This window comes from Actinophytocola sp., from assembly GCF_049647105.1.
Classification (GTDB): Bacteria; Actinomycetota; Actinomycetes; order Mycobacteriales; family Pseudonocardiaceae; genus Actinophytocola.
Window position 1 is genome coordinate 1 of record NZ_JBARWZ010000266.1, and the last position, 13,084, is coordinate 13,084.

A 13,084-nucleotide genomic window follows, 5' to 3' on the forward strand; every position below is an offset into this window, starting at 1 on the left:
ACCCCGGTCTGACCGGGGTGCCGTCGACTCAGCCGTCCGTCGCGGCGGCCTGGATCTGCTCGAAGCGGGCGCCCATCTGACGGGCGAGAGCCTCGGCGGCACGCAGGGGACGGACCATCACCATGAAGTCGGCGATCCTGCCGTCCTCGTCGTAGCGGAGGATGTCGCAGCCGGTGACGTCGAGGCCCTCGACCTTCGCCTCGAAGATGAGGACGTGGTCGGCGCCGTCGTGGAGCTCGCGCACGTAGCGGAAGTCCTCGAAGACCTCGACCACCGCGTGGAGGATGGCCGAGGTGATCGCCTTGCCGGGGTAGGGCCGGTGGGCGACCGGGCTGCGGAACACCACGTCGTCGGCGAGCATCGCCACGGCCGCGGTCATGTCCCTGGCCTCGATGGCCGCTCGGAAGGTGGTCATGCGGTGCTCCTTCTGGCTGACGCTTCGCTCACGCACTGAGGCCATCCTTCAGTGCCGTGGCTTCAGCGGCACCATCGTCGCCTGACTGTCGCGCGAGCGATGCTCATGGGTGTGGTGGATATCGTTGATGGTGTGCCGCTTGCACCCGGTGTCGCTCCACGGTCGCGGTTTGTCGCAGACCTTGCGTCAAACGGCCCCGGTCAGGTGTGGCCTGGCTCGCTTTTTGTAGGGTTCCGACAACGCAACGGCCTCGGCTTGCGCGACGCAGGACATCGGTGTACCCGGCGGTAACCGAGCAGGGTATGGACAGGTGCAGGCGACGCTCCGGACCCCGGACGTCGCCTGCTGTGTGCGGGGTACTTGGGAGGCTCAGCCGGTGTTCAGTCGTGTCGCCATCGTCAACCGTGGAGAGGCCGCGATGCGGCTCATCCACGCGGTCCGGGACCTTTCGGCCGAAACCGGGACGCGGATCGAGACGGTCGCGCTCTACACCGACGCCGACCGCACCGCCACGTTCGTCCGCGAGGCCGACATCGCCTACCCGCTGGGCCCCGCGTCGGCGCGGCCCTACCTCGACCTCGCCGTCCTGGAGCGGGCGCTCCTGGAGACCGGGGCCGACGCCGCGTGGGTCGGCTGGGGCTTCGTCGCGGAGGACCCGGCGTTCGCCGAGCTGTGCGAGAAGGTCGGTGTCACGTTCGTCGGGCCGAGCGCCGACGCGATGCGCAAGCTCGGCGACAAGATCGGCGCGAAGCTGATCGCCGAGGAGGTCGGCGTCCCGGTCGCCCCGTGGAGCCGAGGCGAGGTCGCCACGCTCGAGGAGGCACTGCGGGCGGGCGAGTCCATCGGTTACCCGCTGATGCTCAAGGCCACCGCGGGCGGCGGCGGGCGCGGCATCCGGATGGTCGCCTCGGCCGAGGACCTGACCGACGCCTACGAGCGCACCAGCCAGGAGGCGCTGCGCGCGTTCGGCTCCGGCATCGTGTTCCTCGAGCGCCTGGTCACCGGCGCCCGGCACGTCGAGGTCCAGGTCATCGCCGACGGGCAGGGCACCGCGTGGGCGCTGGGTGTCCGCGACTGCTCGGTGCAGCGGCGCAACCAGAAGATCATCGAGGAGTCCGCGTCCCCGGTCCTGGCGCCGGAGCAGACCGCCGAGCTGAAGGCGTCGGCCGAGCGGCTCGCCGTTGCCGTCGGCTACCGAGGCGCGTGCACCGTCGAGTTCCTCTACCACCCCGGTGAGAGGCTGTTCGCCTTCCTCGAGGTCAACACCCGGCTGCAGGTCGAGCACCCGATCACCGAGATCACCACCGGCACCGACCTGGTCAGACTGCAGCTGCACGTCGCGGGCGGCGGCAGGCTCGAAGGCCCCCAGCCCGCCGAGAGCGGTCACGCCATCGAGGCGCGGCTCAACGCGGAGGACCCGGACCGCGACTTCGCCCCGTCGCCCGGCCGCATCGCGCGGCTCGCACTGCCGGCGGGCCCCGGCATCCGCGTCGACACCGGCGTCAGCGAGGGCGACACCATCCCCGCCGACTTCGACTCGATGATCGCGAAGATCATCGCCTACGGCCGCGACCGTGACGAGGCACTGGGCCGCCTGCGCCGCGCGATGGCCGAGACCACCGTGATCATCGAGGGTGGCGCGACCAACAAGAGCTTCGTGCTGGACCTGCTCGACCAGCCCGAGGTGATCGACGCGAGCGCCGACACCGGCTGGATCGACCGCGTGCGCGGGGAAGGCCGCCTCGTCACCCACCGGCACTCGGCGATCGCGCTGGCCGCGGCCGCCATCGAGGCCTACCAGGACGAGGAGAAGGTCAGCGTCCAGCGGCTCCTGTCCACCGCGCACGGCGGGCGCCCGCAGGTGCAGCACGAGAGCGGCAGGCCGCTGGACCTCAAGCTCCGCGGCGTCGGCTACCGGGTGAGCGTGGCGCGTACCGGGCAGAACCGGTTCCGCGTCGGCGTCTCCGGTGGCGCGGACGTGCACCCGGCCGACGTCGAGGTCGAGCGGTTCGACGCGCACAGCGGCCGGATCGTGGTCAACGGGCACCGCTTCCGGCTGATCTCCGCCACGCACGGCCCCACCCACCTGGTCGAGGTCGACGGCATCACCCACCGGATCAGCCGCGACGAGGGCGGCGTCGTCCGCTCGCCCGCGCCCGCGCTGGTGGTGGCGACGCCGCTGTCGGCCGGTGACGAGGTCGAGGCTGGCGCGCCGATCCTGGTGCTGGAAAGCATGAAGATGGAGACGGTGCTGCGTGCGCCGTTCCGCGCGCGGGTCCGCGAGTGCCCGGTGTCGGTGGGCAGCCAGGTCGAGACCGGCGCGCCGCTGATGCGCCTCGAGCCGCTCGCCGACGGCGACGCGGAGGCCGCCGACGATGGTGCGGAGACGAGCGTCGAGATCGACCTGCCCGCCGAGCCAGACGGGGTGTCGGCCGCCGAGCGGATCGAGCGCTGCCTGCAGGACCTGCGCAGCCTGCTGCTCGGGTTCGACGTCGACCCGCACGACCGGAAGCGGGTGCTGACGGGTTACCTCGCGGCGCGTGCCGAGCTGGGCGGGCGGCCGCTGGAGGGCGAGCTCGACCTGCTGACGGTGTTCGCGGACCTGTCGGAGCTCAGCCGCAACAAGCCGGGCGGCGAGATCGAGGTCGAGCCGGGCAGCCCGGTGCACAGCCCGCGCGAGAACTTCCACAGCTACCTGCAGAGCCTCGACGTCGAACGCGCCGGTGTCACCGAGGCGTTCCAGACCAGGCTGACGCAGGTGCTCGGGCACTACGGCGTCACCGACCTCGACCGCACCCCGGAGCTCGAGGCCGCGGTCTTCCGGATCTTCCTCGCGCAGCAACGGATGTCGACCAACGTGGCGGTCGTGTCGGAGCTGGTGCGGCAGTGGCTGACCGGTGCGCCGCCACTAGAGCCGCTGAGCGAGCGGGCGGGCCTGGCCCTCGAGCGCCTGGTCGAGGCCACGCAGGTGCGGTTCCCCGCGGTGTCGGACCTGTCCCGGGGTGTGGTGTTCCGCTGGTTCGCACAGCCGCTGCTGCGCCGCAACCGCGCGAAGGTCTACGCCGCCGTGCGCGACGAGCTGCGCTACCTGGACCACAACCCGGACGCGCCGGACCGTGCCGAGCGGATCCAGGCCATGATGGCGGGCGCCCAGCCGCTGGTGCGGCTGATCGGCCAGCGGATCGGGCGGCAGGGCCGCGACCACGCGCCGCTGCTCGAAGTGCTGACCCGCCGCTACTACGGCAACCGCAGGCTGTCCGGGGTCACCGTGCGGGAGATCGCGGGCTGCCGGTTCCTCACCGCAGAGCACAACGGCTCCGACGGCGTGACCCCCCTGGTCACCACCGCCGTCGACATCACCGCCCTGCCCGGCGCCGTCGCCGCGCTCGGCACGTTCGCCGACGACCGCGCCGAGCACGGGCTGGTCGCCGACCTGTACGTCAGGTGGGAGGGCCAGCCGGACGTGGACGCGATGGCGGTGCGGTTCGGCGAGATCCTGGCCGAGCACCCGCTGCCCGCGAGTCTCCACGAGGTCATCATCACCGTCGCGGGCACCGGCGGCGCGGTGATGCACCACCACTTCACCTTCCGGCGCGACGGTGCGGCCTTCACGGAGGACCGGCTGATCCGCGGCCTGCACCCGAGGACCGCGCAGCGCCTGCAACTGCATCGACTGCGCGAGTTCGACCTCACCCGGCTGCCATCGGCCGACGAGGAGATCTACCTGTTCAAGGCCGTGGCGAAGAGCAACCCGGCCGATGAGCGGCTCGTCGCGATGGGCCAGGTCCGCGACGTGACACCGCTGCGGGAGGCGGATGGCAGGCTGGTCGCGCTGCCCGCGCTGGAGGACGCGATCACCACGTGCCTCGACTCGATCCGCAACATCCAGGCGCAGCGGCCGCAGAACAAGCGGTTCGACACCAACCGGATCATGATGTACGTCTGGCCGCCGACCGAGCTGACCCACGACGAGCTCCACACGCTGGTCCAGCGCATCCAGCCGACCACGGCGGGCGCGGGGCTGGAGGAGGTCCAGTTCCTGGTCCGCGTGCGCACCTCGGCGGGCAAGCTGACCGAGATCGCCGTGCGGATCACCCTCGACCCGGGGCGCGGCGCGCGCCTGCACGTCGGCGAGCCGTCGACGGAACCGGTCGAGCCGCTCGACGACTACCGCCAGAAGGTGCTGCGCGCGGCCCGGCGCGGCAACGTCTACCCGTACGAGCTGACCGGCCTGCTCGCAGGCCAGGACGGCAGCTTCGTCGAGCACGACCTCGACGAGGAGGGCGCGCTCGTGCCGGTGGACCGGCGCAGGGGCAGGAACTCGGCGGGGATCGTCGCGGGCGTCGTCTCCACGCCGACCGAACGGGTCCCGGAAGGTGTCACCCGCGTCGTGCTGCTCGGTGACCCGACGAAGGCGCTCGGTGCGCTGGCGCAGCCGGAGTGCGCGCGGGTGATCGCCGGTCTCGACCTTGCCGAGCGGATGGGCGTGCCGCTGGAGTGGTTCGCGCTGTCGGCGGGCGCCAAGATCTCGATGTCATCGGGCGTCGAGAACATGGACTGGGTCGCGGCCGCGCTCAAGCGGATCGTCGAGTTCACCCAGGACGGCGGCGAGATCAACATCGTGGTCGCGGGCATCACCGTCGGCGCCCAGCCGTACTGGAACGCCGAAGCGACGATGCTCATGCACACCAAGGGCATTCTCGTCATGACACCGGACTCGGCGATGGTGCTCACCGGCAAGCAGTCGCTGGACTTCTCCGGCGGCGTGTCGGCGGAGGACAACTTCGGCATCGGCGGCTACGACCGCGTCATGGGCCCGAACGGCCAGGCGCAGTACTGGGCGCCCAGCCTGCCCGCCGCGCGGGAAGTGCTGATGGCGCACTACGACCACACCTACGTCGTGCCCGGCGAGCAGACGCCGAGGAAGGCGAACACGAGCGACCCGGCCAACCGGGACGTCACCACGTTCCCGCACACCATCGCGGGCAGCGACTTCGCCAGCGTCGGCGAGATCTTCTCGGCCGAACACAACCCGGACCGCAAGAAGCCCTTCGACATCCGCACGGTGATGCGTGCGCTGTCCGACCAGGACCACCCGGTGCTGGAACGCTGGGCGGGCATGGCCGACGCCGACACCTCCGCCGTGCAGGACGTGCACATCGGTGGCTGGCCGGTGTGCCTGATCGGCATCGAGTCGCGTTCGGTGCCTCGGCGTGGGTTCCCGCCCACGGACGGGCCGGACACCTACACCGCGGGCACGTTGTTCCCCCGGTCGTCCAAGAAGACCGCGCGGGCCATCAACTCGGCGTCCGGCAACCGGCCGCTGGTGGTGCTGGCCAACCTGTCCGGCTTCGACGGGTCGCCGGAGTCGATGCGCAAGCTGCAGTTGGAGTACGGCGCCGAGATCGGCCGGGCGATCGTGAACTTCTCCGGGCCCATCGTCTTCTGCGTCATCTCCCGTTATCACGGTGGCGCGTTCGTCGTGTTCTCCAAGGCACTCAACCCGAACATGACGGTGCTGGCGTTGGAGGGATCCTTCGCTTCCGTGTTGGGAGGTGCGCCGGCCGCCGCTGTCGTGTTCTCCGGTGAGGTGAACAACCGGACCACGACGGATTCCCGGGTTACCGAGCTACAGGCGCAGGTCGCGGCGGCCAGTGGGGCTCCGCGGGCGGTGTTGAACGCGCGGCTCGCCGAGGTCCAGGCCTCGGTCCGGGCCGAGAAGGTGGGCGAGGTCGCCGCGGAGTTCGATCGCGTGCACAGCATTCAGCGTGCGGTCGAGGTCGGTTCCGTCGACGCGATCATCAGTGCCGAGGAACTGCGGCCGCGGATCATCGAGGCCATCGAGCACGGCATGAAGATCTGACGGTTGGCTATGCCCTGAGGGGACGACGTCCCCTCAGGGCATCACGCGGATCAGTGGTCGCGCTGTTGTTCGGCCAGGAAGCGCTCCAGCTCGTCGCCCAGTTCGTCTGCGCTCGGGACTGGTTCGCCGTCGGCGATCAGCAGGTTTTCCTCGGCGCTGGTGAACGCGTCGTACTGGCGCTCCAGTGCCTCGACCACCTGCGCCACCTCCGCCGACTCGGCGACCTGGCGAGTGATCTCGGCGTTGGTCCGGTTCGCCGCCTCCTGCAGTCCGGCGGGGTGGATCGTGAGGCCGGTGGACGTGGTCATCGCCTCCAGCAGGCCGACCGAGGCACCCGGGTACGTGCCCTGTGCCAGGTAGTGCGGGACGTAGGCGACGAAGCCCATCGCGTCGTGGCCGGCTTCGCCAAGACGCAGCTCCAGCAGCGCCGCGAGGTTGCCAGGTACCTGCACCCGGTTGAACGGGGACTTCTCCTTGACCAGCTCGGGCCGGGTGGCGTGGGAGATCACCGAGAGCTTGCGGGTGTGCGGGACACCCATCGGGATGCCGTGGAAGCCGACGGTGAGCCGGACGCCCCACCGCTCGACCAGCGCGCGCACCGCGGCCGCGACCGCCTCCCACCTGCGGTCCGGCTCGGGGCCGGTCATCAGCAGGAACGGGGTGCCGATCGCGTCGTACAGCAGGTGCACCACCAGCTCTGGGGCGTCGTAGCTCTCCCAGCTGTCGGTGGCGTAGGTCATCATCGGGCGGCGTGCCCGGTAGTCGATCAGCTCGTCGACGTCGAATCGCGCGATCACGCGGTGCTCTGACGCCGACAGCAGGTGCTCGACCAGCGTCGAGCCTGCCGAACCGGCATCCATGAAGCCGTCGAAGTGGTGCAGCAGCACCGCTCCGCTCAGATCCGGGACGTCGGAGTCGACCTCGAACAGCTCCTCCGGGTCCTGCGCCACCTCGTGCCTCCCGCAATGATCATGTGCACGGTCTACCCTCTGTCAACGCCCGACGGCCGTGAGAGATTCCCGAACCTCACGCCCTGGTACTTTCGGCGTGCTTGGACCATAGTTGGTTAGTACCTAACAGATCTGCGGTCGGGGTGTGATCTGATGCTGTACAGGCGCGTGGTGTTGCTTGCCGGGCTGGCGGTCCTGGCGATGCTGGGTGGCGTGACGAGCGCGACCGCTCAACCCGCCCAGGAGCGGGAACTGCTCTACGAGGGCGGCGCGAGCTATCCGCGCGTCATCCGGCTCGAGCACAACGGTCCCGCCAACGGCCGGGTCCTGGCCTCGGTCGGCACGACCGACGGCAGCGCGCTGGGCGTCATCATGGAGAGCACCGACGGCGGCGCCACGTTCGCGCAGGTCGGGAGCATCGCCGACCCGGACGGGGCGAACGGCCGGGGCATGTGCTGCGGCACGCTGTTCGAGCTGCCGTCGCCGGTCGGTGACCTGCCGGCGGGCACGCTGCTCTGGGCGGGCACGTTCGGGTACAAGGTCCCCGAGGCCGAGCGCCACACCAAGCAGCGCCTGTGGATCAGCCGCGACCTCGGCCGCACCTGGTCCTTCCGGTCCGACATCTACACCTCGCCCAACCAGTACAACGGGTGGGAGCCCGACTTCTCCGTGGCGGCAGACGGGCAGCTCGTCGCGCACTTCTCCGACGAGTCGGACAAGCCGAGCCACGACCAGAAGCTCGTCCGGATGCGCTCAGCCGACGGCATCACCTGGACCGACTACACGGAAACGGTGAAGAACCCCGACTTCTTCGTCCGCCCCGGCATGGCGGGCGCGCGGAAGCTGGCCGACGGCACGTACTTCCTCGTCTACGAGGTCTGCAACCTCGCGGAACCCATGTGCAGCATCTACTTCCGCACCTCAGCCGACGGCTGGGACTACGGCGACCCACTCGACCTCGGCACGAGCGTCCGCACCGAGGACGGCAAATGGGTGCGGCACACCCCGACCATCACCGTCAGCCCGACCGGCGCGATCATCCTCGCCGCCGAGATGCTGGTGAACGCCGACGGCAGCAAGGCCGAGGGCAACGGCAAGACGCTGCTGGTCAACGAGAACGACGGCCAGGGCCCGTGGCGCGAGATCCCCGCGCCGGTCGAGGTGCCCGCGCCGGACAACCACGGGTGCATGAACTTCAGCCCGTCGCTGCTCGCGTCGACCGACGGCACCAGCGTCCTCGAGATCGCGACCGACGTCGTGGACGGCGTCTGCCACGCCTTCTACGCGACCGGCCCGATCCCGCCCGCCAGCTGAGGCGGGCGGCCGGTCACTCCGGTGGCCGGCCGCCGATGCCGCGGTAGGGCATGGTTTCGGAGTAGACGATGTTGGTCGTGGTGCTGCCGAACGCGGTCAGCTCGTTGACCACCTGCTCGAGGTGGACCATCGACGTGGCGGCGAGCTTGAGTGTGTAGCAGTCCTCGCCGGTGGTGCGCAGGCACTCGAGGATCTCGGTGCGTTCGGCGAGCAGCCGGTGCAGTGGCTGGTGCTGGTTGCCGGGGTACTTGAGGCGCACCAGCGCGAGCACGCCGAAGCCAAGCCGGTCGAGGTCGACGGTGGCGCGGTAGCCGGTGATGACCCCGGCGCTCTCCATCCGCTTGACGCGTTCGGTCGTGGCCGAGGCGCTCAGGTTGACCCGGCGGCCCAGCTCCGCGAGTGCGACGCGGCCGTCCTGTTGCAGCTCGGCGAGGATGGCCCAGTCGGTCGCGTCCAGGGTCTCGGTCATGTGCCCAATCTACCGGGGAATCCATGGTGCGATCCGTCAAACGCCGTGGATAGGTCCTTTGAACAGCGCATTCGCCGACCTAGTCTTGGTTATGTGTTGATCGGAGTGAATGTCCCCAACTTCGGGCCCGGTACCCGGCCTGCCGTGCTGCGCGACTGGGCGCGCACGGTGGAAGGTCTCGGGTTCGACCTGCTTATGGTGTCCGACCATGTGGCGATCACCGGCGACGTGGCGCAGCACTATCCGGCGCCGTTCTACGACCCCTTCACGACCCTGTCGTGGCTGGCCGGGGTCACCGAACGGGTGAAGCTGGGCACGACCGTGCTGATCGCGCCCTACCGGCACCCGCTGCTCGTCGCCAGGATGGCGGCGAACCTCAACGACCTGAGCGGTGGCCGGTTCGTGCTCGGCGTCGGCATCGGCTGGGCCCGCGAGGAGTTCGCCGCGCTCGGCGTCCCGTTCCATCGAAGGGGTGCGCTGACCGACGAGCTGATCACGGCTGTGCGCGCGGCCTGGCAGGACGATGCGGACTACCGCGCGGGCGACATCCCGATCTGGGTCGGCGGGCACAGCGACGGCGCGCTGCGGCGTGTGGTCCGGCTCGGCGACGCATGGCACCCGCTGCGGCAGACGCCGGAGATCTGGCGGGAGTCGTTGGCACGGCTGAAGAAGATCGCCGCCGACGAGGACCGCCCGGTGCCCGCGCTGACCCCGCGCATCCTGCTGCGGCTCACCGACGAGCACGTCGCGGACCGGCGGCTCGGCGAGGGCACCCTCGATCAGGTCCTCGGCGACCTCGACCTGCTGCGCGCGGACGGGGCACAGGCCGTGGTGCTGGACCCGTTCGCGGGCGATCCCGAAGAGACCCTGCACCCGGAGGCGGCCTGGCGCATGCTGGCCACCGTACGAGAAGACCTGGCACGAAAGGAAAACCGGTGAACGCGGAACTCCTGCGACGGGCGATCGCACTGGCGGCGGAGGCACGGGAGAGCGGCAACCCGCCGTTCGGGTCGCTGCTGGCCGGGCCGGACGGCACGGTGCTGGTGGAGGAGCGCAACACCACCCGCACCGACGACGACATCTCCCTGCACCCGGAGCTGAAGGTGGCCCGCTGGGCGGCCAGGAACCTGGACCGCGCCACGGCGGCGAAGACCACCATGTACACCAGCTGCGAACCGTGCGGCATGTGCGCCGGCGCGCTGGCGCGGTCCGGGATCGGGGATGTGGTGTTCGCACTGTCGGCCGCCCAGTACGGCGAACTGACGGCGTTCGGCGGGTTCCCGCCGGTGCCATCTGACGGGCCGCACCTGCACGACGAGGCGATCGTGCCCATCGAGGGCTATCACCCGTGACGACCCGCCGGGTCGCGGTCGTGCAGGCCGCGCCGAGCCTGTTCGACCTGCCGGAGACGCTCCGCCGGTTCGAGGCGCTGCTCGCCGAGGCCGCGTCGGCGGACCAGCTCGGCGTGGATCTCGTGGACGCGGAGAGAGCGCCCTCAAGCTCCTCGCAGTCGAACGCGCGCTAGGTTCTGACGATGCGCTATGAGTCCAAGGCCTACGGCACCCGCGAGGAGATCCTCAAGACCCTGCGCGATCGTATTGGGTCCAGCGGCAGCCCTCGGCGGAACGAGGAGTCGACGCAGGCAATCAACGAGCTGGAGACCGGCGCAACGGTAGTGATCACGCGCGGGCACCACTACGTGGTCACTGGCGAGCACCTCGGCTACCTGGCGGAGTTGGATGATGGCTCGATCGAGCGCCTCGAAGCTCGATCGAACACGGAAGCGTGGACCCTCGCTCACCAGCTGCAACGCCGGGTAGTCAGGCTGTACCGCGACGTGACGATGGACGAGAGCTGAGGTACCTTCGTACTGCCAGAGTGGGACTGTCCAACGACAGAGAACGCCCACTTAGCTCGAACAGAGGACAACTCCACATGATCACCCAAGCGGACAGCGTTGATCCGTGCCCTCACCGGCACGGGGAGTTGAGAATGTCGCTTACCTCCCGGCCCGCAGGCCGTTCGGGGCGAGCGCTACGCATTTGCCCTGAGCGTCGGCGGGCTGATTCATGAACCCAGCCAGCTACGACGCAATGCTCATCGACCTCGCACGGCAGACGGACCGACGCGAATACAGCGGCCCGTCGCCAGAGCAGGTCACCGTGATCTCGCACCTGCTCGTGGTGAAGCAGCAACTTGACGAGCTGTGCCTGGATGTGATGACCAGCGGGAACGGTCCCTGGCTGTCGGTGGCTGACATGCTCGAAGCGTCAGCCGACCAGTGCCGGAACATCGACAGGTTCACGTTGGAGACCCGGCTGCTGCAAGAGCGACGTGAGGCACCTCCGCCAAGCCAATGAGAGTCCGGCAACGGAAGCAGAGCCCCTCTCGGCACGATCGGGAGGGGCTCCGTGCTACCCGAAACGTCCGTCGCGGCGGTCGGTGAGCGGCAGCCACTGGCGGTCGGGGTCGAACGGCCGGTACTCGGTGGTGATGTGCTCGATGAGCCGAGGCAGCGCGGGGTGGCGGTTGCGGCGGTGCCACACCACCGACCACGGGTAGACCGGCGTCGGGTCGACGACCGGGATCTGCACGGTCCCGGGATGCCACGGCACGCGCATCCGGTCGCCGGTGAACATGTACCGGTCCGGTGACGACGCGAGCTCGTCGATCATGTGGTCCAGTCCGAAGTCCGGCCCGTCGACATTGATGGTGAGGCCGAACTCGCGGCGCATCTCGGCGTACAGGTTCGCCCATTCGCTGCCTGGTTCGTTGCCGGGCATCCACGCGACCGACCCGGCCAGCTCGGCGAGCCGGATCCGGCGGCGCCCGGCGAGCCGGTGCCTGCGGCTCGCGAGGAAGCGGTGCGGCTCGGCGTAGGCGGGGCGGTGCTCGAACCGCGGGTCGAGCACCCCGGTGACGCGTGCGAACGCGGCGTCGACCGTGCCGTTCGCGAGCGCGGACAGGCCGGACCGCAGGCCGCGCGAGGTCACGATGTCGATCTCCACGTCGTCGTTGGCCTCGTGGAACCGCCGGATCAGTTCGGTCGGCGCGAGGCGGGTGCCGAGCACGTCCACCCGCAGCGGGCGATCCGGGCTGCCGACCGCCGCCACGGCCTGGTCGGCGAGTGCCACGAGGGACCTGGCGTGCGGGAGGAAGGCCTCGCCGTCACCGGTGAGGACCGTGCCGCCGCGGGAGCGGTGGAGCAGTGTCGTGCCGAGGCCCGCCTCCAGCTTGGCGATCCGCTTCGAGATCGCCTGCTGCGACAGCCCGAGCCGGTCCGCGGCCGCGCCGAAGTGCCGGTCGTCCGCCACGGCGACGAACGCCCGGACGGCGCCGAGATCGAGTTCCACACTGCTCCTTCCACAACCAGCGGTGGTCGTCGGGGTGTGTCGGTTGTTGGACGACCCGTTGTGCCGTCCAGTCCAATGCTCCCCGCCCGGCCGACAGTACAACCGACAGGAGTGGCGGGATGCGGTCCTTCGTGCACCTGCACGTCCACACCGAGTACTCGATGCTCGACGGTGCGGCGCAGATCGCGCCGCTGTTCGCGGAGGCGGCACGGCTGGGCATGCCCGCTGTCGGCATGACCGACCACGGCAACATGTACGGCGCGGACGAGTTCTATCAGGAGTCGCGCAAGGCCGGGATCAAGCCGGTCATCGGCATCGAGGCCTATGTCGCCCCGGAGTCGCGTTTCGTGAGGAAGCCGGTGTCCTGGGGGCAAACGGGACAGCGCGGTGACGATGTCTCCGGTGGTGGCGCGTATACCCACATGACGATGCTGGCGGGTAACGCGCAGGGTCTGCGGAATCTGTTCACGTTGTCGTCTCGGGCGAGTATCGAGGGTTACTACCGCAAGCCGAGGATGTACCGTGCGTTGATCGCGGAGTATGCGGAGGGGATTATCGCGACGACGGGGTGTCCGTCGGGTGAGGTGCAGACGAGGTTACGGCTGGGGCAGACCGAGGAGGCGTTCCAGGCGGCGTCGGACTACCGGGACATCTTCGGTCGGGAGAACTTCTTCCTGGAGCTGATGGACCACGGCCTGCCGATCGAGCGTTCGGTGCGTG

At 69.9% G+C, this 13,084-nt stretch carries 12 protein-coding genes; 8 read left to right on the top strand and 4 right to left on the bottom strand.

Annotated elements, in window-relative coordinates; translation table 11 throughout:
- Positions 1–28 precede the first annotated feature (28 nt).
- A complete protein-coding gene (locus WBA97_RS31825) occupies positions 29–415 on the bottom strand; it encodes a nuclear transport factor 2 family protein (RefSeq protein WP_424234666.1) in 387 nt (128 codons plus the stop codon).
- A 376-nt stretch (positions 416–791) separates the two neighbouring features.
- On the opposite strand from WBA97_RS31825, the gene WBA97_RS31830 reads away from it, so the two are divergent.
- Positions 792–6,278: a biotin carboxylase N-terminal domain-containing protein gene (locus tag WBA97_RS31830; RefSeq protein ID WP_424234667.1), complete on the top strand. Its 5,487-nt coding sequence runs from the start codon at positions 792–794 to the stop codon at positions 6,276–6,278.
- A gap of 50 nt (positions 6,279–6,328) precedes the next feature.
- Here the strand turns inward: WBA97_RS31830 and WBA97_RS31835 are convergent, their stop codons facing one another.
- A complete protein-coding gene (locus WBA97_RS31835) occupies positions 6,329–7,228 on the bottom strand; it encodes a proteasome assembly chaperone family protein (RefSeq protein ID WP_424234668.1) in 900 nt (299 codons plus the stop codon).
- A gap of 153 nt (positions 7,229–7,381) precedes the next feature.
- On the opposite strand from WBA97_RS31835, the gene WBA97_RS31840 reads away from it, so the two are divergent.
- Entirely contained in the window at positions 7,382–8,542 is a 1,161-nt protein-coding gene (locus WBA97_RS31840) for an exo-alpha-sialidase (protein ID WP_424234669.1), read from the top strand.
- Positions 8,543–8,555: 13 nt separating this feature from the next.
- Here the strand turns inward: WBA97_RS31840 and WBA97_RS31845 are convergent, their stop codons facing one another.
- The gene (locus WBA97_RS31845; protein WP_424234670.1) at positions 8,556–9,011 is read right to left on the bottom strand and encodes an Lrp/AsnC family transcriptional regulator; all 456 of its coding nucleotides are present in this window, start codon (positions 9,009–9,011) and stop codon (positions 8,556–8,558) included.
- A gap of 93 nt (positions 9,012–9,104) precedes the next feature.
- Here WBA97_RS31845 and WBA97_RS31850 point away from each other — a divergent pair, with 93 nt between their 5' ends.
- The 5 genes from WBA97_RS31850 (at position 9,105) to WBA97_RS31870 (ending at position 11,371) form a co-directional block, all read left to right on the top strand.
- A complete protein-coding gene (locus tag WBA97_RS31850) occupies positions 9,105–9,950 on the top strand; it encodes an LLM class flavin-dependent oxidoreductase (protein ID WP_424234671.1) in 846 nt (281 codons plus the stop codon).
- Positions 9,947–10,363, top strand: coding sequence for a nucleoside deaminase (locus WBA97_RS31855; protein WP_424234672.1), 417 nt, complete (start codon positions 9,947–9,949; stop codon positions 10,361–10,363). The genes WBA97_RS31850 and WBA97_RS31855 overlap by 4 nt, the downstream gene beginning before the upstream one ends.
- On the top strand, positions 10,360–10,536 hold the full coding sequence (locus WBA97_RS31860; RefSeq protein ID WP_424234673.1) for a hypothetical protein: 177 nt from the start codon (positions 10,360–10,362) through the stop codon (positions 10,534–10,536). Before WBA97_RS31855 ends, WBA97_RS31860 begins: the two co-directional genes overlap by 4 nt.
- A gap of 9 nt (positions 10,537–10,545) precedes the next feature.
- A complete protein-coding gene (locus tag WBA97_RS31865; protein ID WP_424234674.1) occupies positions 10,546–10,869 on the top strand; it encodes a hypothetical protein in 324 nt (107 codons plus the stop codon).
- 235 nt (positions 10,870–11,104) lie between these two features.
- Complete coding sequence (locus WBA97_RS31870) at positions 11,105–11,371, top strand: hypothetical protein (RefSeq protein WP_424234675.1); 267 nt, start codon at positions 11,105–11,107, stop codon at positions 11,369–11,371.
- Positions 11,372–11,425: 54 nt separating this feature from the next.
- Here the strand turns inward: WBA97_RS31870 and WBA97_RS31875 are convergent, their stop codons facing one another.
- Entirely contained in the window at positions 11,426–12,364 is a 939-nt protein-coding gene (locus WBA97_RS31875) for a LysR family transcriptional regulator (protein WP_424234676.1), read from the bottom strand.
- A 119-nt stretch (positions 12,365–12,483) separates the two neighbouring features.
- Between WBA97_RS31875 and WBA97_RS31880 the strand changes: the two genes are divergently transcribed.
- On the top strand, positions 12,484–13,084 hold a 601-nt coding region (locus tag WBA97_RS31880), incomplete at its 3' end, for a PHP domain-containing protein (protein ID WP_424234677.1).